Origin of the sequence: Bradyrhizobium sp. CSA112 (assembly GCF_029051645.1) — a bacterium.
Taxonomy (GTDB): Bacteria; Pseudomonadota; Alphaproteobacteria; order Rhizobiales; family Xanthobacteraceae; genus Bradyrhizobium.
Genome location: NZ_JAACFS010000032.1, coordinates 21,295 through 42,678, shown reverse-complemented (window position 1 = coordinate 42,678; position 21,384 = coordinate 21,295). Strand labels below are relative to the sequence as shown.

Genomic DNA, 21,384 nt, shown 5'->3' with positions numbered 1-21,384 from the left:
CTTAGCGGCAGGGCAACGAAACGGTAATGGGGTGGGCGGCCTATTGCAGCGCTTCGCCGTGCTGCGAAATATCGAGGCCTTCCAGTTCCTGCTGCAGCGAGACCCGCAGCGGTGCGAACACGCCCACCAGCTTGAGCAGCACAAAGGTAACGCCGCCGGACCACACCAGGGTGGCGACGATCCCATAGAGCTGGATCACGACCTGTTGCGCATTGCCCTCGATCAGCCCCGCGGTGCCGCCGATCGCATTCACCGCAAACACGCCGGCGAGCAGTGTGCCGGTCAATCCACCGATGCCGTGGACGCCGAACACGTCGAGCGAATCGTCATACTTGAAGCGCTGTTTGAGCCAGGTGCAGGCCCAGAAGCAGAGCGTTCCCGCGACGACGCCGATGATGACGCCGTGCCACGGCGCAACAAAGCCGGAGGCCGGCGTGATGGTGCCGAGACCCGCGACGGCGCCTGATATCATGCCGAGCACCGACGGTTTGCGCCGCGTCGCCCATTCGATCGCCGCCCAGGTCAGTGCGCCGGCGCAGGCGGCCAGATGCGTCGCGGTGATCGCCATGACCGCACGCGAGTTCGCGGCCAGCGCCGATCCGCCATTGAAGCCGAACCAGCCGACCCACAACAATCCGGTGCCGATCACGGCAAGCGACAGGTCGAATGGCGCGAGGTTCTCGCTGCCATAGCCTTGACGCCGGCCGATCACCATTGCGGCAACCAGGCCGCCGACGCCGGCGGAAAGATGTACGACGAGGCCGCCGGCGAAATCCAGCACGCCCATGGTGGCAAGGAATCCGCCGCCCCATACCCAGTGCGCGAGCGGCACATAGACGAACATGAACCAGCCGACGGAGAACAGCAGGTAGGCTGAGAACCGCATCCGATCCGCCACCGCACCCGCCACCAGCGCCACCGTGATGATCGCAAACGTCATCTGGTACAGCATGAAAAGTGCTTCCGGAATCGTCTTTGCCGCCGGGTTGACGCTATCCATCGTCATGCCGATCAGAAACCAGCGATCGAGCGTGCCTATCCAGGCGCCGTCGCCGACGAAGGCCAGCGAGTAGCCGAACGCCACCCAGAGAATCGAGATGATCGCCACGGCAGCGAGGCTCTGCGCCATTGTCGCCAGCACGTTCTTCTTGCGCACCATGCCGGAGTAGAACAGCGCCAGGCCCGGTATCGTCATCATCAGGACCAGCGCGGTGGCGACGATCATCCATGCGGTGTCGGCGGCATTGATGGTGGACGTCTCGGCCGCCGCCGGCGTCGCGAACGAGAAGCTCGCCGCAACAGTGATGAGCGCAGCTTTCCGCGCTGCACGATAAGATGGTGCCCCCATGGAATCCCCCGGCCTGCTGTCGTTTCTTGGCTTCGCGCGTTCAGCGTCGTTGCCGCCGCGCCTTGAATTCAATGATGTCTCAGAGCGCGTCGCTATCGGTCTCGCCGGTGCGGATTCGTAAGGCGTGATCGATCGGCGTAACGAAGATCTTGCCGTCACCGATCTGCCCGGTACGCGCGTTCGCGGTAATGACCTCGACCGCCTTGTCGGCAACGTCGGAGGCGACCGCGATTTCGATTCGGAGCTTGGGCAGGAAGTTCACGACATACTCGGCGCCGCGGTAGATTTCGGTGTGGCCCTTCTGGCGGCCGTAGCCCTTGACCTCGGTCACCGTCATGCCGTGGACGCCGATGGCCGTCAGCGCCTGGCGCACCTCGTCAAGCTTGAAAGGTTTGATGATCGCGACGACGAGTTTCATGATCAGCCTTCATTTCCCTGGGTATTTTTTGAGCACGCGGCAGGCAGGCCGCCCAGCGGCTCGCTGCCGATGCAAATCTGGCATCTTTCTGGGCAAATGGCACAAAAAAGTTGCAGGTAGAAGGGGAAAACATTTCGGCTTGGTGACATCGATCACTGTACAGGCGCCGGTATCGTCCGCCAAAATGCGGTTTCACCCTCCAGCCGCCCCCCGGCTCCCCTCCACGGCTCAAAGAGAATAAAATGTCGAACCGATCGTGGTTTTATGCATCCAACGGCCAGCAACAGGGCCCTCATCCGGAGGCCCAGCTTCGCGACCTCATCACCCGTGGCATGGTCGGGACGGATACGCTGGTCTGGACCGAAGGAATGTCCGGATGGCAGCGGGCCGGTGACATTCCCGGCCTGGTCCCCGGCGGATCAGGCCCGCCCTCCTTCGCGCAGCCCGGTGGTCCACCCCCGGTTGCAGCCGGAGGTTACGGCGGCGGAGCGCTGTCGATTGACGTCGGCCTTTGGCCTCTGCTTGGGTGGGCCCTCCTATTCATCATCGGCATGCTGCTGGTGATCCCGGCTCCTTGGGTCGCAACCTATTTCTATCGCTGGATCGTCTCCCGGCTTTACGTGCCGGGCCGGCCGAACTTCGCCTTCAACGGCCAGCCCCTCGACATCTGGTACGTCTTCATTGCGATCGGCATTTTAACCTATGTGGGCTCGGCCGACCTCTACTACCTTCAATATCTCTCGATTCCGATTCAGGCCGTGCTGTCCTGGATGGTGATTCGTTGGGTCGCTGCGAATCTGAGCTCCAACGGCCAGCCGCTTCCGATTGCCTTCAACGGCAGCGCGCTCGGCTATGTCGGCTGGCAAGTGCTGCTGTATCTGTCCTTCATCACCATTGTCGGCTGGGCGTGGGTGGTCACGGCCTGGATGCGCTGGATCTGCCGCAACATCGACGGCACGCATCGCGAAGTCATCTTCACCGCGTCCGGACTGGAAGTGTTGTGGCGAACCCTCGTGTTCGTGATCGCCTGCATCTTCATCATTCCCATTCCCTGGATGCTGCGCTGGTACGCGCAATGGTACGCGTCGCAGTTCGCGCTGGCCGAGCGCGGCACGTTGGCAAACGCTTAGGGCCTGGACGTCGACGCGCTCCTTCTCCCTGTATAAGTGGGAGAGGGAGGCACGTTACTTGCGCTGGCGCACCGAGCCTTCCTGGGCCACCGACGCCACCAGCGTGCCATCGGGCTTGAAGATCAGGCCGCGGGTCAAGCCGCGGCCGTCCTGCGCGCTCGGCGAGTCCTGCGCGTAAAGCAGCCATTCGTCGGCGCGGAACGGCCGGTGAAACCACATCGCGTGATCGAGGCTTGCCGGCATCATCCGCTTGTCGAACAGGGTGCGGCCGTAGCGCGCCATCACGGCGTCCAGCAGCGAGAAATCCGACGCGTAGGCCAGCGCGCACAGGTGCAGCGCGGGATCATCGGGCAGCTTGGCCGCGGTGCGAATCCAGACATGGATCCGCCCGTCGTCGATCTTCTGGCCGAAATAGCGGCCAAGCTCGACCGGGCGCAGTTCGATCGGCCGGTCGGATTCGTAATAGCGGCGGATGAATTCCGGCATCTCCTTGAACATCGGCTGTTTCGACACTTCTTCCGCCGTGAGTTTTTCCGGCGGCGGCACATCCGGCATCTTGTCCTGGTGGTTGAAGGCGCCTTCCTCTTCCGCATGGAATGACACCATGATCGAGAAGATGGCGTTGCCATGCTGGATCGCGGTGACGCGACGGGTCGAATAGCTCTTGCCGTCGCGCAGGCGTTCGACTTGGTAGATGATCGGGATCTGCGGATCGCCGGGCAGGATGAAATAGCAATGGATCGAATGCGGCAGGCGGCCCTCGACGGTGCGGCATGCCGCGACCATCGCCTGCCCAATCACCTGGCCCCCGAACACCCGCTGCCAGCTCGTCTTCGGGCTGCTGCCTCGGAACAGGTTCACCTCGAGCTGTTCGAGATCGAGGATGGAAATCAGGTCAATCAGTCCTTTGGACATGGCGGTGCTTTCAGTTGAATTCCTGCGTCATTCCGGGATGGTCCGAAGGACCAGACCCGGAATCTCGAGATTCTCAGGGGCGCAAGGAGCGCCCCATAGTTCGATACTGCGTATCGCCCCGGAATGACTTAGCCTTGTTTTACGAACCTGTTTTGCCCAGCTATTATCAGGTAGCAAGTGTCGTCTGGGGCGTAACCGGGTAAGGAATTGCATGCCGGCACAGCGAAGCATTGTCATCTGCGGCGGCGCATTTGCCGGGCTGGCGCTGGCGCTGGCGTTCCGCCAGGGGCTGGGCGCGGATATTCCCGTGGTCGTGGCCGATCCGGCCTTGGCGGTGCGGCCGAGCCCCGATCCGCGGGCGACCGCGATTGTCGCGGCCTGCCGGCGGCTATTCGAGGCGCTCGGCGTCTGGGACCAGGTATCGGACTCCCAGCCGATCCTCGACATGGTCGTCACCGATTCCAGATTGGAGGATGCCACCCGCCCGGTGTTCCTGACCTTCGCGGGGGAAGTCGTGCCCGGCGAGCCCTTCGCCCACATGGTCGAAAACCGCCGCCTGATCGATGCGCTGGTTGCGCGTGCCGAGGCCGAAGGCATCGATCTCCGTGCAACGGCAGTCTCGACCTACGACTCGCGTGCCGATGGCGTCACGGTGACGCTCGCCGATGGCCAGATCATCGAAGCAAGCCTGCTGATTGCCGCAGACGGCGCGCGCTCGAAATTGCGCGAGCGCGCCGGCATTTTCACCCACGGCTGGGATTACGATCAATCCGGCATCGTCGTCACCGTCGGCCATGAGCGCGATCATCATGGCCGCGCCGAAGAGCATTTTCTCCCCGCAGGCCCGTTCGCGATCCTGCCGCTGACCGGCAACCGCTCTTCGCTGGTGTGGACCGAGAGCCGCACCGAGGCCGCACGCATCACTGCGCTTGGCGAAGCCGAATTCCACGATGAACTCGAGAAGCGCTTCGGGCTGCACCTCGGCGAGATCAAGGCGCTCGACAAGCCGCGCGCGTTTCCGCTCGGCTATTTCGTCGCGCGCTCATTCATCGCCGAGCGGCTGGCGCTGGTCGGCGACGCCGCGCATGTCATTCATCCGATCGCGGGGCAGGGCCTCAACATGGGCCTGAGGGATGTCGCGGCGCTGGCCGAAGTCGTAGTCGACGCGGCCCGGCTCGGAATCGATCCCGGGCAGGCCGATGTGCTCGACCGCTATCAACGCTGGCGGCGCTTCGACACCATGGCGATGGGGGTCGCCACCAATTCGCTGAACTTCCTGTTCTCAAATGAATCGACGCTGCTGCGTACCGTGCGCGACATCGGGCTTGGCCTCGTCGATCGCGCGCCGCCGCTGAAGAGCCTGTTCATCCGCCAGGCCGCGGGATTATCAGGCGAAGTGCCGCGGCTGTTGAAGGGCGAGGCGTTGTAGCGGCTCTCTTATCGTAGCCCGGATGCAGCGAAGCGAAATCCGGGAACGGTCTCGCAAGTCGGACGAACCCGGATTGCGCTTCGCTGCATCCGGGCTACGCGACTTCCCTCACTCGATCTTCCGTGCCTCTTCCGGCAGCATGATAGGGATGCCGTCGCGGATCGGATAGGCGAGCTTGGCGGAGCGCGAGATCAGTTCCTGCCGGGTCGAATCGAATTCGAGCGGGCCCTTGGTCACCGGACAGACCAGGATCTCAAGCAGCTTCGGATCAACGGTGCTGTCGAGGCGTTCAGGCGGGGTATTCATGGCTGGTCTCCGGCTTAAAGCAGTCCCATTAGCACAGTCGGTTGGACGCTGTCATGACGTGGCCATCCGCACCAGTTCGTCGAGCACGGCCTGTTGCCGCGCCTTCGGCAAGGGCTGGTCCGAGAGTGCGAAGCCGAGAAATGCCCAATAGAGGATTTGGGCGCGGGCGCGGGCCAGTTCCGGCGGCAATCCCGCCTGCGCCAGCAGGCCCTCCACATAGGTCAGCCGGCGGCGGTCGATGGCTCGAACGGCAGCGCGGGCACGGGGATCGACGCTCGCCCAGGTACGGACCGCTTGCTCCAGCGCCAGCCGCTCGCTGAACACCCGGCGCAACAGCACCGCAAGCGGGTTTTCGTCTTTCGAAGCCGCCTCGACATTGGCGATGATCTGCTCGGCGGCCACTTCGTGCCAGCGCGCGAGAATCGCGGCATGGAACGCACCGATATCGGCGAAATGCCAGTAGAAGCTGCCGCGCGACACCCCCATCGCCTTGGCCAAAGGCTCGGCCTTCAGCGCGATGAAGCCGCGGCTCACGAGTGTCCTCAGGCCCTGATCGAGCCAGTCCTTCGCCGATAGTTGATCGTTCATGCCGGTTCGCAATGTCCCACCATACACTACTGTATTGACAGACGCCAGGATGCGGCGCATAACCATACAGTACTGTATGGAGTCGTTTCGATGCGCGATCTCATTCTGCAATGCGCTGGCATCGCCGGAATAGCGGTGGCCCTGATTCACGGCGTGCTCGGCGAAACCAAGGTTTTCGCCAAAGCGACCATCCAGCCGGAAAGCCTGCGGACCCTGATCCGCCTGGTGTGGCAGGCGGGCACGGTGGCCTGGATCGGCGGCGGCGTGCTGCTGATTGCCGCGCCTTCGTTCGGATCGGAGAGCGCACGGCACTGGATCGTTGTGACGATCGTCGCGGTCTACGCCTTTGCGGCGGCCGCCAATGCCTGGTGGTCGCGCGGCCGCGGCTTCGGCTGCAAAGCGCTCGGCGCGGTCGTCGTGCTCGCGATGGCGGGGTATTGAAGCGCTACTGCAGCCCGGTGTCGCCGCTGGTGCCCTTCTTGGCGAGGTCCATTTCGGTCACTGCGATCAGGATCTCCGCGCGGGTTTTCAGGTCGGGCGCCTCCAGCATCGCTTGCTTCTCCGCAGGACCATAGGGCGACATCATCGCCAGCGCGTTGACCAGCGCCTCGTTCGGCGCGCTCTCGATGCCCTCCCAATCCACCTTCAGATTGTTGGCGTTGAGAAAGTCGGTCAGAACGTCGAGCAAGGCCGCGCGGTCCACATCCTCTTCGCCCTTGCGTGCGACGAAGTCATCGGCATAGGGAAAGAAATCCACCTTGCATTGCCGGTACGCAGTCAGCGTAGTGATTTCCTCGACCACCTTGAAGCGGGCGACGCCGGTCAGTTCGAGGATGTAGCGACCGTCCCCGGATTCGGCGAGCTGCGTGATGCGGCCGACGCAGCCGACCCGGAACAGCTCGGGCCTTGCCTCGTCCCTGCTGTGGGAAATATCCGGCTGGATCATCCCGATCAGCCGATGGCCGTCGCGCAGCGCGTCGTCCACCATCGCCAGATAGCGCGGCTCGAAAATATTGAGCGGCATCTGGCCACGCGGCAGCAGCAGAGCGCCCGGCAACGGAAACACCGGAATAATTTCGGGAAGCTCGCCGGGTCCGCGGTATTCGGCATTGATCGGCATCTGCAGTCCCGGTCAGCTCGTTGGGTTGGTGCGTGTTCTCTTCACAAAACCATGTCCCACTGGTGTGGAATACGCCCTATGAGAAAAGAATCGTCGACAGCCGCTTTCGTCCCTCGACGGTCGCTTCGTCGGCGCCGCCCCACGCCTCGAAGAACTGCACCAGCTGCTTGCGCGCGCCGTCATCATTCCATTTTCGATCGCGCTTGACGATTTCCAGCAACTGGTTGGTTGCCTCCGAGCGCTTGCCGAGCGCGTTGAGCGCGGTCGCCAGGTCGAATCGCGCCTGATGATCGAGCGGGTTTGCAGCGACCTTTTGTTCCAGCTCGGCAACCGGACCGACCGCCTGGGCCTGCTCGGCAAGGTCGATCGAAGCCTGCACCGCCTTGACGGCGGCGTCGTTGCGCTTCGATTCCGGCACCATCGCTAACGTCTGCTTGGCCTGTTCGACGGCACCCGTCGTCACATAGCATTTCGCCAGCCCCGCCAGGGCCGCGATATTGGTGGCGTCGAAACCCAGTATCTCGGCATAGATCTGGGCTGCCGCGGCAGGATCGCCTTCCGCCAGCACGGCCTCGGCCTCCTGCAGGATTTCCGCGATATTAGGCTCGCCCGGCGCCGTCATGCCCTTGGTGAGTTTTTCGATGAATGCGTTGACCTGGCTCTCCGGCACCGCGCCCATGAATCCGTCGGCGGGTTGGCCATTGACGAAGGCGATCACGGCCGGGATCGACTGAATGCCCATCTGGCCGGGAATCGCCGGATGTTGGTCGATGTTCATCTTGACCAGTTTGACCTTGCCCTTGGCCGCGCGGACCGCCTTCTCGAGCACCGGCGTGAGCTGGCGGCAGGGGCCGCACCACTCCGCCCAGAAGTCGATCAGCACCGGCTGGCGCTTCGATTCCTCGATGACATCCTTCACGAAGGTCTGGGTGGTCGTCTCCTTGATCAGATCGGGTGCTGCCTGCGGTGCCGGGCCGCCGCCCTGCTCAACTATCGTCACGGTGTCCTCGCCTGATGTCTTGCGAATGCTTTTCGGGAACAGGCCAGTTCTAGCACGTCCCGGAACCAAGTTCTCATGCGCTAGATGGCGGCTTGGCTACAAAATTCAATTGGCCCCGGGGGGCGGCGCCGGCCTGTTCGGATATCAGGCGGGCGCGCGCCATGTCGTCCGGATACCAGGCCACGCTTATCGGTCACGCCGTGACCGACGGTAACCGGGCCTTCGCCGAATGGGACGACCTTGGATCGCGATTCGGGCTTGCGCGACGAGAGGATCGGAACCCTGCAATGCATATTCGCGGCCCGGCTGTAATCGATCCGCGGCGTGCCGGCCGCATAGCCCGGGTTCCGAATACGCCCTCTGACGCCAATCTACCTCGTTTGGGCGTTGTTTCGGGCTGATTCGAGCCTATTTGCTAATGAAATCGGACCGCTCGGATGTCATCAGATTGCGCGCGGGACTGTTGCATTCGCGGTCCGCATTTGGCATAGGTCTGCCGTTGACGGCGAGCGATCGCCGCCATCTCGGATGCGGGTGTAGCTCAGTGGTAGAGCACGACCTTGCCAAGGTCGGGGTCGAGGGTTCGAGCCCCTTCGCCCGCTCCAGATTTTCTTCTATGGCAAAGCACTAGATCCAACGACAGGCCGCCGTTTTGGCGGCCTTGTTGTTATTTGGTCCCCCGATGTGATCCAGCTCTCTTTTCATTCGAGGGGAGCGTGCAATGCTCTGAGACCAGAGATTGTAGTGTCGTCTCATCACCCGGCGGGGCAATTTCATGGGCCGAAACATTGTTTTGCTGTCCGACGGCACCGGCAATTCCGCGGCCAAGGTCTGGCGCACGAACGTCTGGCGCACCTTTGAGGCGCTGGATCTTTCCGGAAACGATCAGGTCGCCTTCTACGACGACGGCGTCGGCACTTCGACATTCAAGCCGTGGGCGATACTTGGGGGCGCATTCGGCTTTGGCCTGAAACGAAACGTCGTCGACATCTATAAATTTGCGTGCCGCAACTACAGGGACGAAAGCGACAACCTCTATGGCTTCGGATTCAGCCGCGGCGCATTCACGATCCGCGTCGTCATCGGTCTGATTCTCAATCAAGGCCTTGTGTCCGCCGACAATGAAAGCGAACTCGACAGGAAAGCCATCGCGGCCTACCGGAAATACCGCAGCGAGCGCTACCATACCGTGTGGCCCTGGCATCCCGAGGACTGGTACCGGGCCATTCGCAACTTCCTCTTCCCGATCGAGTACGACAAGCGCGACAATCGCAAGGTCAAGTACATCCGCTTCGTGGGTGTGTGGGATACGGTCGCCGCCTATGGCCTGCCGATGGCTGAGATGACGCGAGGCGTCAGCCGGTGGATCGTTCCGCTCGAACTTCCCAATCACGCGCTGAATCGTAAATGCGTCCTGCGCGCATGCCAGGCGCTTTCGCTCGACGAAGCACGAACCACGTTTCATCCCGAGTTGTGGGATGAAAAAATCGTTCCGCCATCGGACTTCGATCCAAACCGGAAGCGCCACATCGCTGATGAGCAAATCAGCCAGGTCTGGTTCGCCGGCGTGCATTCCAATGTAGGCGGCGGCTATCCGGATGATGCGCTGGCCTACATTCCGTTGATCTGGATGCTCAACGAAGCGCAGCGCTGCGGTCTGAAATTCAAGTCCGATACCGGCGATCCACCCGCCGATCCCGATGCGTTCAAGAATGCCATTTCGAGAGCGGACAAGGACGGACGAATATACAATCCGCGCGCGGGCCTCGGCGCCTATTACCGTTACGGTCCACGAAAGCTCGTTCAGCTTTGCAATTACCGATACGCGAAAAAGGAAGACGACGAAGTCACGGTCGAACGTCCGAAGATCCACGAGAGCGTGTTCAGGCGAATCAGGAGCCATGCGCATGCCTACGCGCCCATCGGCCTGCCTGCCGTCTACGACGTCGTGAAGGCCGACGGTGAGATCGTCACGCCGGATCAGTATGAGTTCGAGACCAGCGATGCGGCCAAGAAGCGCGCGGACGCACAGGAGCATGTCTGGAACGAAATCTGGAAACGACGCGTGGTCTATTTCGCTACCGCCGGCGCCACCGCCTGGCTGCTGGCGTTTCCGTTGATCAGCGGCGCCACACGCTCCGACGAATTCACGAGCCCGATCCGATGGGTCTCGGACATCATTCGCTTCGTCGGGGCGTTTCTGCCGGACTTCGCGTCTACGTGGGTCGACGGCTATGCCCGCGCGCCGTTTTCCTTCCTGCTGCTTGCCGGCCTGGTCGCGTTCCTCAACCTGTGGGGAATGCGAATAGCAGCGCGCATCGACGACCGCATGGGGGCGATCTGGCGAAAAACTCCTTCTGCGCCGTCGGGCTTGCCTAAGAATTTCGTCTACCGGCTTCGTAGCAACAAATTTTACATTGCACTGCATGAGGGGATAAAGCGCAGATGGGCGCCTGCATTCTTTGCCCTGCTGTTCGTCTATCTCGGGTTGGCCCTGGTCAATCGCCTGCTTTACAACGTCCAGGATGTTGCCGGTTTTACCTGCACGCCGAGCGCGGAAACGAAACGCCTTGCCAAGGACGAAACGGTTGCGCAGCCCGTCGAATTCAAGACGTCGGACCTCTGCAAGCCGACCGGCATTCGTCTCGATGGCGGCCGAGCCAGATACATGGTGAAGGTGGAGCCGGTGCCATCGGAGCCATGGTCCGATGCCGCTATCAAAGTCCCGTTCGGCGGCTTCTCACCCACTGAGCAGCCGAGCTGGAATCAGCGAATCCTGCTCGGCCTCGGAGTGCCGCTGCGCCGCGAATTGACCAAGGACTGGTTCCGGATCGTTCTGCGCTATGGCGACGTCGGTGGGGAAGAGACTTTTCTCGATCCTGATCCTACCGATTCCGTGATCGAAACCACCATCAAGCCAACCCGCGAAGGCGAACTGTTCATCTTCGTCAACGACGCCGTACTCGGCATTCCCGGACTCTATGATCTCTTTTATCGAAACAACAAAGGCGCGGCGAAACTGACGGTGAAGCGGCGATAGGCCGGTCAGGCTCCGAGCGTGCGGAGCTTCAAAGCGAATGTGCGGGATCGCACCAGGCTAAACACATCAAGTCTCCGCCCACCACTTCCCGCACCACTGCGGAGCCGATCGAGCCTGTCCCACCGAGCACGAACACGAACACGATCTGTCCCTCCTGTGGAAGCCTGCCCACCTCGGCGAGCTTTCGCTCTTGCGCAATATTGCGATGCAACGGGCGCAACTGCAAACGCGCATCGAACGCAGCCAGTTATCAATCCGTCTCACAATTTGCTTTGACCTCGCGGAGCGGCGCAGCCTGCGCTTCTTTGCCCCACCGTATGTGCTACCATTTTTTAGTCTGTTCCATTTCACCAGACCAAGTTCGTCTCTCGAACGTTTCAAAATAATAACAGGCGCAGCCGCCAGGCTGCATAGGGAGTGACGCGATGAAATCGGCTTTCAATCGATCTATTCTTGCGCTCGCAGCCGTCCTCGTTGTCGCGGGGGCCAGCCAGGCCGACGCGCAGCAGAAGGCCTTGAAGAAATACGAGTCCGGCTCCAAGGATTTCTGGACCAACCCGCCGCCGGACTGGTTCCTCGGCGACGAGACCGAAGAACAAAAGGGCCTCGCTCCGCCATCCGGGCCGCCGACCGGCGCCTCGGAAGCGGAACTGGCGGCATTGATGAAAAAGATCAAGCTGCCGGACGGCTTCAAGATCGAAGTCTATGCATCCAATGTACTGTCCGCGCGGCAGATGGCCTGGGGCGACAAGGGCACGCTGTTTGTCGGCTCGTTCGACCTCGGCAATGTCTATGCGATCAAGGACAATGGCGGCAAGAAGGAGGTCAAGACCATCCTCAAGGGCCTCAAGATGCCGACCGGCCTCGCCTTTCTCGATGGCGCGCTCTACGTCATCGCGGTCGACAAGCTGATCAAATACGAAAACGCCGAAGCCAATCTCGATAATCTCGGCGCTGGCAAGGTCGTGTATGACGACATGCCGTCTTACATCGCGCACGGCTGGAAATACATCACGGTCGACAAGGATGGCTGGTTCTACCTGCCGTTCGGACCCCCCTTCAACATCGGCATCCCCCCGACCAGCGTTTCGCAGGTCCGCCGCGTCGATCCCAAGACCGGCAATGCCGAGATCTGGGCGCTCGGCGTCCGTAACAGCGTCGGCGGTGACATCGATCCGCGCTCGGGGCGATACTGGTTCACGGAAAACGCCCGCGACTGGATCAGCGACGACATGCCTAGCGACAAGCTCAACATGATCTCCAGGATCGGCGAGCATTTTGGCTATCCCTATTGCCATCAGGGCGATATGCCGGACCCGAAATTCGCCATGGGTCACAAATGCTCTGAATTCACGCCGCCCGTCGTTAATCTGGGCGCGCACGTGGCGCCGCTGGGTATGAAGTTCTATACCGGCAATCAATTCCCGCCTGAGTACAAGAACAACATCCTGATTGCTGAGCACGGCTCCTGGAATCGGCATAAGTACCAGGGCGCCCGGATCAAGCGCGTCATCGTCGATGCAGACGGAAAGAACGCCAAGCAGGAAATCTTCGCCTCCGGCTGGCTCGAAGGCGACCAGGGCTATCTCGGCCGTCCGAACGATATCATTCTGGACAAGGACGGTTCGATCCTCGTGGCCGACGACTGGGCAGGAGCGATCTATCGCATCAGCTACAGCAAGAAGTAGAGCGTGAATTGGCAGAGGCTGCGGTTGCTCGGGAACGGGCGCCGCGGCCTTTGTCGTTTGTGCCGCAGCGGAGAGTAATTGAAATGCGAAGTGCAATGGTTGGCGCGCTGCTGGCTTTGACGATTTGCGGACCATCCGTGCACGCCGCCGATATTGCCGCCGGCAAGGAAAAGGCCGAGCTGTGCGTCGGGTGCCACGGCGAAGGCGGCATTTCGCAGATCGAGAACATTCCCTCGCTGGCGGCTCAGCCCGATCAGTTCATTCAGTGGCAGCTCGTGTTTTTTCGCGCCGGGACCCGCAAGAACGAGCAGATGCAGCCGATCGTCGAGCAGCTCAATAACGAGGACATCCGCAACCTCGGCGCATATTTCGCTTCGCTTGAACCGCCGAAAGCGCCCAAGCCCGATGACAATCCCGAGCTGTCGAAAAAGGGCGCGCAAGCTGCCGCCGGGCGACGCTGTGCTTCATGCCACACCGACAGCTACGCCGGCACCAAGGGGGTTGCCCGCATCGCTGGCCAGCGCGAGGAATACCTCGTCAAGGCGCTGCGCGAGTACAAATCGGGTATGCGATCCGGCGGCGCCATGGCCGCGATGGCGGATGTCGCCTATCCCCTCAGCGACGAAGAGATCGAAGCGCTCGCGCATTATCTGGCGTATCTCTCTAGTGGTTAGTCGTCCCTGCGAACGCAGGGACCCATACACCGTGAAAGCGCAATTTAAGGAAGTGCCCGTCGTTCGATTTCGTTCAGCAACCACGGCCGGTGGTTATGGGTCGCTGCGTTCGCAGGGACGACGGAGAGCACTTTAGCTGACTACGCGGCGCGCTGCTTCTCATAGGCCTTGAGGTGCGTGTAGGCGATGCGCAGTTTTGGCACCGGGATCTTGGCGGCGTCGGCGCGCGCGACGAGATCGCCGATCACATGGTCGGCCTCGACCGGCAGGCCAGCCTTGATGTCGCGGAACATCGAGGCGGTCATCGGCGAGCCCTCGGTCGTCAACAAGCCGCTGGTGCGCTGGAAGAACGGGCCGGTCGGCTCGTAACCCGACGCCTTTGCAATCGCGCTGCATTCATCGAGCATGCCGAGCAGAAAATCCTTGCCGCCAGGCACCGCCAGGATGTTGCCGACCGAGGTGCGCATCAGGCAGGTCGATGCCGCCAGCGAGGCGAGGAAAACCCACTTCTCCCACATATCCCGCATGATGTGTTCGCTGGCCGCGGCGCCGAACTTGCCACCCTCGAACACTTTTGCGATCGCGCGCACACGCTCCGATAGGGAGCCGTCGCGTTCGCCGAAATTAAGCGACTGCATCGGCGCAAGATGAACCACCTCGCGGGCGTCATTGAGCGTCACCGCGATCGCGCAGAGGCCGCCGAGCACGCGGTCGGCTCCGAACTTCTCGTCGAGCACGTTGAGGTGCAGCATGCCGTTGAGCAGCGGGATGATCGCCGTTTTGGGCCCGACCGCGGGGGCAAAGGATTTGATCGCATCTTCCAGGTCGAACGCCTTGCAGCTCAACAGCACGACGTCGAATGTCTCGGAGAGCTTGTCGGCCTGCACCGTCGGCGGGCTCTTGAGCGTCACGTCTCCGGCGGGACTCCTGATGACGAGACCAGTGTTTGCGAGTTCGGAAGCGCGCTTCGGCCGGACCAGGAACGTCACATCGTTTCCAGCCTGAAGCAGCCTGCCGCCGAAATAGCCGCCGATGGCGCCGGCGCCAACCACGAGAATACGCATGGATTAACTTCCCTTGTTGTTGGTCTTGGAATGGGCGAATGGCGAGTAGGAATGGCGAATAGGGACTTCGCGTATCAATCCTGCCACTCGCTATTCGCTATTCACCATTCGCTTCTTTACCACTTCTCGCCAAACAATCGAACCCGGGCGGCTATTTCCCTGCGATCATTTCCTCGACTTCGCGCAGTTGCTCCTTGCCGAAAAACATCTCCCTGCCGACGAAGAAGGTCGGCGAACCGAACGCGCCGCGCTCGACGGCGGATTGCGTGTTCTTGATCAGTCTGGCCTTTACATCGGCGTCCTGCGAGCGCGCCAGCAGCCTGGCGGCGTCGAGGCCGGACGCGGCCAGCGCCTTGGCCGCGACTTCGGGGTCATCCATTTTCTTCGGCTCCACCCACATGTGATGGAACGCGGCCTCGACATATTTCTCGAACACGCCTTCGAACTGGGCCGCCACCGCCGCGCGCATCAGGTTCAGCGTGTTGACCGGGAAGAACGGGTTCCAGACATAGGGCTTGACCCCAAAGCGTTTCAGGAAGCGCTCGGTCTCCAGCGCGTAGAATTCGCGCTTGTTCTTGATGCCGGCGAGCGTTTCCGCAGGCGACTTGTTGTTGGTGGCCTTGAAGATGCCGCCGAGCAGGATCGGCACATATTCGAACTTCACGCCGGTGCGCTTTTCGATCGCCGGAATCGCTTCGTGGCTGAGGAAAGCATTGGGGCTGCCGAAATCGAACAGGAATTGCGGATTTGTGCTCACGGCAGGCTCCCTGATGTTTTGGCGCATTGTGGCGCAAGGCAGGCGGCGCGTCCACGGTATTATGACGATCGTAATATTGTCGAATACTGGCCCGCGTCATATCAGCGGCGTATCGGTCGGCGACGCCGCGCCTACGGCTCGGCGCGATCGCTGAAGGCGAGCTTGACGACGTGATCGCGGATATCGTCGGGCCAGGCGGCGACGAGCCCGACGAATCGCCGCCTGTCATCGGCGAACAACGCTCGCGAGGCTTCCTCGAAGCCGGCGAGATTGCCTGCCATCACTGACATGAAGCGATAGGCGGCATCCCTTGCCGCGCGGGTGCGATCCGCATCGCCATTGGCCCGGCGCGCTTCTTCCACCAGCTTTCGCAACGCGACCGATGCGCCGCCCGGCTGCGCCCCAAGCCATTCCCAATGGCGCGGCAACAACGTCACTTCGCGCGCGACGACGCCGAGCTTGGGGCGCCCGCGCCCGCGCGGCTCCGCCGCCGCGATCTCTTCAGTCGCGGCTTCCGGACCCGGGGCCGGTTGCGGCAAACGGGCAATGACGTCGCGTTCCGCGCCGCGAAGATCAAGATCGATCGGCTGGCCGGTGGCGTCAGCAAATATGATGATCGGCGGCGCCGCGGGTCTTCGCGAGGCATTCATGACCGCAATCGCGACTTCGGCGAGCGGGCCGTTCGCCAGGCGTTGCGGGCCGATGAAGGCCGTGAACTGGGAGCGGGTATTCTCAACCATTGGAGTTAACTCAGGATTTTTCGTCAAATCTATATTTACCCGGATAAAACGGAACGTCAATATCACCCGGGTAAATATATCGTGGGCTATGGCCGTCTCGACTTTCCGCCGCCCGGCTGGCACCAACGGCGCGCCAATTGAAGGGGACGGCCATGCTGACGGTGCATCATCTCAACAATTCTCGCTCGCAGCGTGTGCTGTGGCTGCTTGAAGAGCTCGACGTCCCCTACGAGATCGTCCGCTATCAGCGCGAGCCGGACATGCGCGCGCCGAAAGAGCTGCGCGCCATCCACCCGCTCGGCAAATCGCCCGTCATTACCGACAACGGCAACACCATCGCCGAGTCCGGCGCGATCTGCGAATACATCATCGGCACCTATGGTAACGGCCGCCTGATCCCGCTGCCGAACACGGCGGAACGGCTGCGCTACACCTATTGGCTGCACTATGCGGAAGGCTCTGCGATGTCGCCGCTGCTCTTGAAGCTGTTGTTCACGCTGATGCCGAAGCGCGCGCCGGCCCTGCTGCGCCCGCTGGTGCGCAAGGTCTCCAACACGGCTTTGACCACCCTGGTCAATCCGCAGCTCCGGCAACACATGGATTACTGGGAGAGCGAACTCGGCAAGAGCGAGTGGTTCGCCGGCAATGAATTCACCGGCGCCGACATCCAGATGAGCTTTCCGCTGGAAGCCGCCGCCGCGCGCGGCGGACTGGAGCAGGGCCACCCCAAAGCGATGGCGTTTCTCGAGCGCATTCATGCCCGTCCGGCCTATGCGCGCGCACTGGAAAAGGGCGGGCCGTATGTAGTCGGGCGCTGACCGCTTCACGGCTGCTCCTCCCAAGGCGCCTATCGCGACGTCTGCGCCGCCCCAACCGAGGGCAGCGCCTGCACGGTGACGCCGGGCGGCGGCACATCGTCGTCGGGGACGAAGAAGTCCGACATCAATGGCACCGAAGGATCGACGCGGTAGTGCTCAAAGTCCCTGACGCCAGAGGCGTACAGCACCTTGTCGTCGATGCAGAACTGCCCGGTGAATTCCCGCGACGGCCTGGTCAGGATCGCGTGCGCGGCGTCGCCCATGATCTCTGGCGTGCGGCTGGCGCGTATCATTGCCTCGCCGCCGAGAAGGTTGCCGACCGCGGCGGTCGCGATGGTGGTGCGCGGCCACAGCGCGTTGACCGCGACGCCGGCGGATCTCAGCTCGCCGGAAAGGCCCAGCACGCACATGCTCATGCCGAACTTCGCCATCGTGTAGGCGGTGGAATGCTCGAACCATTTTTGCTTCATGTCGAGCGGCGGCGACAGCATCAATATGTGCGGGTTGGCCGCCTTCTTCAGATGCGGGATGCAATACTTCGACACCATGAAGGTGCCGCGCGTGTTGATGCCCATCATCAGGTCGAACCGTTTCATGTCGGTTCCTTGCGAATTGGTCAGGCTGATGGCGCTGGCATTGTTGACGCAGATATCGACGCCGCCGAACTCGGCGACGGTCTGCTCGATCGCCGCGATCACCTGCGCCTCGTCGCGGATGTCGCACAGCACCGGCAGCGCCTTGCCGCCGGCGGCGCGGATTTCTTCCGCCGCGGTGAAGATGGTGCCCTTGAGTTTCGGATGCGGCTCAGCGGTCTTCGCCGCAATCGCGACATTGGCGCCGTCACGCGCGGCCCGCAGCGCAATCGCGAGACCGATACCGCGGCTGGCACCCGAGATGAACAGCGTCTTGCCTTTGAGAGATGTCATGGTGAAACTCCCCTGTGAAGGATGCATGCTACGTTATGGACGCACACTGGCCGGGAACCCACCCGCCGGTGCGTCCCTCACGAGTGTACGTCGTTTACTGCCCCACCGCAGCCGCGCCTCTTGTGCGCGGATCGGGCGCGCCGAGCAGGCCGTTCGGCGTGACGGAGATCGAATTGGCGGAGGTTTGGCCGAGCGGCTCGATGACCTTGTGACCTCTCGCCTTGAGCTCGGCCAACACCTCGTCGGAAAAGCCGCGTTCGACGCGCACTTCATCGGGCATCCATTGATGATGGATCCGCGGGGCCGCCACGGCGGCAGCGACATCCATGTTGTAGTCGAGCACGTTGACCACGATCTGCAGTACCGCCGATATAATCCGGCTGCCGCCCGGCGAACCCGTCACCAGCACCGGCTTGCCGTCTTTCAGCACGATGGTCGGCGACATCGACGACAATGGCCGCTTTCCGGGGCCGGGCAGATTGGCTTCGAAACCGACGAGGCCAAACGCGTTCGATGCGCCGGGCGCGGCGGTAAAGTCGTCGAGCTCGTTATTGAGCAGCACGCCGGTGCCCTCGGCGACCAGACCGGCACCATAGGGAAAATTCAGCGTGTAGGTGTTGCTCACCGCATTGCCGCTGGCGTCGACGATCGAATAATGCGTGGTGTTGCTGCCCTCGCGCGGGCTCACCGCCAACACATCGGCCGCCGGGGTTGCGCGTGCAAGGTCGATACTGGCGCGTTGCTTCGCCGCGTAATCCTTGGTGGTCAGAATATTGACCGGCGCATTGACGAAGGCGGGATCGCCGAGGTAGCGCGCGCGATCTGCATAGGCGCGCTTCATGGCTTCGATCATGGCATGCAGCGAAGGCGCGGAGCCCTGCTTCATATCCGGCATCGGAAGCCCCTCGAGAATGTTCAGCGACTGCAGCAGCACCGTGCCGCCGGAGGAGGGCAGCGGCATCGACACAATGTCGTAGCCGCGATAAGTGCCGCGCACGGGGCTGCGGATCACCGCCTGATAGGATCTGAGATCGTCCGCCGTCATGAGGCCGCCGGCATCGCGGACGGCCTTTGCCAGCCGTTCGGCGACCGGCCCCTCATAAAATCCGCGCGGTCCCTGCTCGGCAATAGCCGACAACGTTGCCGCGAGATCGGCCTGGATCAACCGGTCGCCCTCTTTCAATGGCGTACCATCGCCGCGGGAGAACGCCTTTGCCGAATTCGGCCAGCGTCCCATCCTCCGGTACATATCCGACAGCGTGTCGGCCATGTCGTCGGCGACCACGAAGCCGTCGCGCGCCAGTTCGATTGAAGGTTTGAGGATTTGCGCGAGCGTGAAACGGCCCGAGCCGTATTTTTCCAGCGCCAGCGCCAATCCGGCTACCGTGCCGGGAACGCCGATACCAAGCGCGGAATTGCGCGACTTGTCGGTATCGGGTTTGCCGTCCGGCCCCAGAAAGATATCGCGCGTGATCGCTGATGGCGCGGTCTCGCGATAATCGATGGCGACGTCTTCATTGCGTCCGTCCGAATGAATCACCATGAAGCCGCCGCCTCCGATGTTTCCGGCACGCGGGTAAGTGACGGCAAGGGCAAAGCCGGTCGCGACCGCGGCGTCGACCGCGTTGCCGCCCTGCCTCAGGACATCGGCGCCGACTTGCGCGGCGAGCCTTTCCTGTGCCACCACCATGCCATGCTCGGCCGCAATGGCGCGAACGGTGGAGAGATCGGGGGGTGAGTAAAAGCGGCGTTCCTGCGCAAAGGCCGTCGTCCCCCAGACAAATGCAAGCACGAGCGTGGCAGCTACTCGGCGCCACCGGATTGAAAAGACCGCCATCGAAAATCCGCCGCAGTTAGAGTGCGTGTGACGCTTGGCAACAGCCCCCGAGCGTCGGTGACGCATGCTATATGGGTTCGGATTTGGCAGGCAAAACGCCTCGCGACACTTTTGAAGGAAATATCCGGCATGGCGGTGATCGCTCCCGAGGCAATTGACGCCAAAATACCGCAGCAATATCCGCGCCGCGCCGCTGTCATGAGCTGGATCTTCTTCGACTGGGCGGCGCAGCCTTATTTCACGCTGATCACCACTTTTGTGTTCGCGCCCTATTTCGCGGGCTTCGTCGCGCCCGATCCGGCAAGCGGGCAGGCGCTGTGGGGATTCGCCACCGGGGCTGCCGGCCTGATGATCGCGCTGCTGTCGCCGGTGCTGGGCGCGATCGCTGACGCCAGCGGCCGCCGCAAACCGTGGATCGCCGGCTTCGGCACGCTGCTGGTGATCGGCGCCTGCCTGATGTGGTTCGGAAAGCCGGGTGATCCGGGCGTCATCCCGCCGCTGTTGCTCGCCTATGCAATCGCAAGCGTCGGTGTCGAATTCGCTACCGTCTTCAACAATGCGATGATGCCGACGCTGGTGCCGCCGGACAAGATCGGACGATTGTCCGGCACCGGATGGGCGACCGGCTATATCGGCGGCATTCTCAGCCTCATCCTCGTGCTCGGCTTCCTCGCCGCCAGCCCCGAAACCGGCCGCACGCTGTTCGGACTGGCGCCGCTGTTTGGCCTCGACCCGGTCAGCCATCAGGGCGACCGTATCACCGGGCCGCTGACCGGCATCTGGTTCATCATTTTCGTGACACCGATGTTCCTGTTCACGCCGGATTATCCGGCGAAGCGCCCGATCCGCGAAGCGCTGCACGAAGGATTGAGCGGACTCAAGCGCACGCTCGGCGAACTGCCGAAGCAGAAATCGATGGCGACATTCCTGCTCGCCAACATGATTTACACCGACGGGCTGGTGTCGCTGTTTGCCTTCGGCGGCATCTACGCCGCCGGCACTTTCGGCTGGCATACGATCCAGATCGGCACGTTTGGAATTCTGCTGGCCATCGCCGGCACATTCGGCGCGTGGGTCGGCGGCAAGCTCGACGACAAACTCGGGCCCAAGCGCGTCATCGCGGGCAGCTTGCTGATTCTGTTGTTTGCGCTCGGTGCGATCCTTTTGGTCGACAAGGATTCGATCCTGTTCGTAAAGGTCACGCCGCCGGCGCCGGGCGGCGCGCTGTTCTCCGGCGCGGCCGAGCGCGCCTATCTCGTGCTCGGCTGCCTGATCGGCGCGGCAGGCGGTCCGCTGCAGGCGGCGTCGCGCACGCTGCTGATCCGCCTCGCGCCGAAAGATCGCATCGCGCAGTATTTTGGATTGTTCGCGCTGACGGGAAAGGTCACCTCGTTCATCGGCCCGCTGCTGATCGGCGCGATCACATATGTTACCGCAAGCCAGAAGGCCGGCATGGCGGTGCTGGTGGTGTTCTTCGTTGCAGGCCTCGCGCTGCTGATGCGCGTGAGGGAGTGACGGCGAGCGATTGGGTGAGCTCGTCATATGTTGCGAAGGCCTGGTGCGCCGACCTATCCACGTCATTGCGA

The 21,384-nt window shown here is 62.4% G+C and carries 20 protein-coding genes and 1 tRNA gene; 9 read left to right on the top strand and 12 right to left on the bottom strand.

Annotated features, from left to right (window positions below; genetic code table 11):
* Positions 1 to 40: 40 nt before the first annotated feature.
* Together GWE18_RS32980 and GWE18_RS32975 are read right to left on the bottom strand one after the other, a co-directional pair.
* Entirely contained in the window at positions 41 to 1,348 is a 1,308-nt protein-coding gene (locus GWE18_RS32980; protein ID WP_275189869.1) for an ammonium transporter, read from the bottom strand.
* A 79-nt stretch (positions 1,349 to 1,427) separates the two neighbouring features.
* Positions 1,428 to 1,766 (bottom strand): P-II family nitrogen regulator, encoded by a 339-nt coding sequence (locus GWE18_RS32975; protein WP_028348351.1) that lies wholly within the window; start codon positions 1,764 to 1,766, stop codon positions 1,428 to 1,430.
* Positions 1,767 to 2,008: 242 nt separating this feature from the next.
* On the opposite strand from GWE18_RS32975, the gene GWE18_RS32970 reads away from it, so the two are divergent.
* Entirely contained in the window at positions 2,009 to 2,896 is an 888-nt protein-coding gene (locus tag GWE18_RS32970) for a DUF4339 domain-containing protein (protein ID WP_275189868.1), read from the top strand.
* Positions 2,897 to 2,950: 54 nt separating this feature from the next.
* Here GWE18_RS32970 and tesB read toward each other — a convergent pair whose 3' ends face one another.
* Positions 2,951 to 3,811: an acyl-CoA thioesterase II gene (gene tesB, locus GWE18_RS32965; protein WP_275189867.1), complete on the bottom strand. Its 861-nt coding sequence runs from the start codon at positions 3,809 to 3,811 to the stop codon at positions 2,951 to 2,953.
* Between the two features lie 211 nt (positions 3,812 to 4,022).
* Between tesB and GWE18_RS32960 the strand changes: the two genes are divergently transcribed.
* Positions 4,023 to 5,240 (top strand): ubiquinone biosynthesis hydroxylase, encoded by a 1,218-nt coding sequence (locus GWE18_RS32960; protein WP_275189866.1) that lies wholly within the window; start codon positions 4,023 to 4,025, stop codon positions 5,238 to 5,240.
* Positions 5,241 to 5,348: 108 nt separating this feature from the next.
* Here GWE18_RS32960 and GWE18_RS32955 read toward each other — a convergent pair whose 3' ends face one another.
* Both GWE18_RS32955 and GWE18_RS32950 read right to left on the bottom strand, forming a co-directional pair.
* Complete coding sequence (locus GWE18_RS32955; RefSeq protein WP_057853739.1) at positions 5,349 to 5,546, bottom strand: Trm112 family protein; 198 nt, start codon at positions 5,544 to 5,546, stop codon at positions 5,349 to 5,351.
* 51 nt (positions 5,547 to 5,597) lie between these two features.
* Complete coding sequence (locus tag GWE18_RS32950; RefSeq protein WP_275189865.1) at positions 5,598 to 6,134, bottom strand: TetR/AcrR family transcriptional regulator; 537 nt, start codon at positions 6,132 to 6,134, stop codon at positions 5,598 to 5,600.
* Between the two features lie 90 nt (positions 6,135 to 6,224).
* Between GWE18_RS32950 and GWE18_RS32945 the strand changes: the two genes are divergently transcribed.
* Positions 6,225 to 6,575, top strand: a complete 351-nt coding sequence (locus tag GWE18_RS32945; RefSeq protein WP_275189864.1) for a hypothetical protein — start codon at positions 6,225 to 6,227, stop codon at positions 6,573 to 6,575.
* Between the two features lie 4 nt (positions 6,576 to 6,579).
* Here GWE18_RS32945 and GWE18_RS32940 read toward each other — a convergent pair whose 3' ends face one another.
* Together GWE18_RS32940 and trxA are read right to left on the bottom strand one after the other, a co-directional pair.
* Complete coding sequence (locus tag GWE18_RS32940; protein WP_057853736.1) at positions 6,580 to 7,254, bottom strand: LON peptidase substrate-binding domain-containing protein; 675 nt, start codon at positions 7,252 to 7,254, stop codon at positions 6,580 to 6,582.
* A gap of 76 nt (positions 7,255 to 7,330) precedes the next feature.
* Positions 7,331 to 8,254, bottom strand: coding sequence for a thioredoxin (gene trxA, locus GWE18_RS32935; protein ID WP_275189863.1), 924 nt, complete (start codon positions 8,252 to 8,254; stop codon positions 7,331 to 7,333).
* A gap of 530 nt (positions 8,255 to 8,784) precedes the next feature.
* Here trxA and GWE18_RS32930 point away from each other — a divergent pair.
* From GWE18_RS32930 to GWE18_RS32915, 4 genes are all read left to right on the top strand, one after another.
* Positions 8,785 to 8,859, top strand: a tRNA-Gly gene (locus GWE18_RS32930).
* Between the two features lie 170 nt (positions 8,860 to 9,029).
* The gene (locus GWE18_RS32925) at positions 9,030 to 11,294 is read left to right on the top strand and encodes a DUF2235 domain-containing protein (protein ID WP_275189862.1); all 2,265 of its coding nucleotides are present in this window, start codon (positions 9,030 to 9,032) and stop codon (positions 11,292 to 11,294) included.
* A 425-nt stretch (positions 11,295 to 11,719) separates the two neighbouring features.
* Positions 11,720 to 12,982: a PQQ-dependent sugar dehydrogenase gene (locus GWE18_RS32920; RefSeq protein ID WP_057902188.1), complete on the top strand. Its 1,263-nt coding sequence runs from the start codon at positions 11,720 to 11,722 to the stop codon at positions 12,980 to 12,982.
* A gap of 83 nt (positions 12,983 to 13,065) precedes the next feature.
* Positions 13,066 to 13,656 (top strand): c-type cytochrome, encoded by a 591-nt coding sequence (locus tag GWE18_RS32915; RefSeq protein ID WP_275189861.1) that lies wholly within the window; start codon positions 13,066 to 13,068, stop codon positions 13,654 to 13,656.
* A gap of 140 nt (positions 13,657 to 13,796) precedes the next feature.
* Here the strand turns inward: GWE18_RS32915 and panE are convergent, their stop codons facing one another.
* From panE to GWE18_RS32900, 3 genes are all read right to left on the bottom strand, one after another.
* Positions 13,797 to 14,720 (bottom strand): 2-dehydropantoate 2-reductase, encoded by a 924-nt coding sequence (gene panE, locus GWE18_RS32910; protein WP_275189860.1) that lies wholly within the window; start codon positions 14,718 to 14,720, stop codon positions 13,797 to 13,799.
* 151 nt (positions 14,721 to 14,871) lie between these two features.
* Complete coding sequence (locus tag GWE18_RS32905; RefSeq protein WP_275189859.1) at positions 14,872 to 15,504, bottom strand: 2-hydroxychromene-2-carboxylate isomerase; 633 nt, start codon at positions 15,502 to 15,504, stop codon at positions 14,872 to 14,874.
* A gap of 104 nt (positions 15,505 to 15,608) precedes the next feature.
* On the bottom strand, positions 15,609 to 16,217 hold the full coding sequence (locus GWE18_RS32900; RefSeq protein WP_275189858.1) for a DUF2239 family protein: 609 nt from the start codon (positions 16,215 to 16,217) through the stop codon (positions 15,609 to 15,611).
* A gap of 152 nt (positions 16,218 to 16,369) precedes the next feature.
* Here GWE18_RS32900 and GWE18_RS32895 point away from each other — a divergent pair, with 152 nt between their 5' ends.
* Positions 16,370 to 17,035 (top strand): glutathione S-transferase, encoded by a 666-nt coding sequence (locus GWE18_RS32895; RefSeq protein ID WP_275189857.1) that lies wholly within the window; start codon positions 16,370 to 16,372, stop codon positions 17,033 to 17,035.
* 29 nt (positions 17,036 to 17,064) lie between these two features.
* On the opposite strand, the gene GWE18_RS32890 is transcribed toward GWE18_RS32895, so the two are convergent.
* Positions 17,065 to 17,961, bottom strand: a complete 897-nt coding sequence (locus GWE18_RS32890; RefSeq protein WP_275189856.1) for an NAD(P)-dependent oxidoreductase — start codon at positions 17,959 to 17,961, stop codon at positions 17,065 to 17,067.
* Positions 17,962 to 18,055: 94 nt separating this feature from the next.
* Complete coding sequence (gene ggt, locus GWE18_RS32885) at positions 18,056 to 19,798, bottom strand: gamma-glutamyltransferase (RefSeq protein WP_275189855.1); 1,743 nt, start codon at positions 19,796 to 19,798, stop codon at positions 18,056 to 18,058.
* Between the two features lie 129 nt (positions 19,799 to 19,927).
* On the opposite strand from ggt, the gene GWE18_RS32880 reads away from it, so the two are divergent.
* Entirely contained in the window at positions 19,928 to 21,313 is a 1,386-nt protein-coding gene (locus GWE18_RS32880) for an MFS transporter (protein WP_275189854.1), read from the top strand.
* Positions 21,314 to 21,384 lie beyond the last annotated feature (71 nt).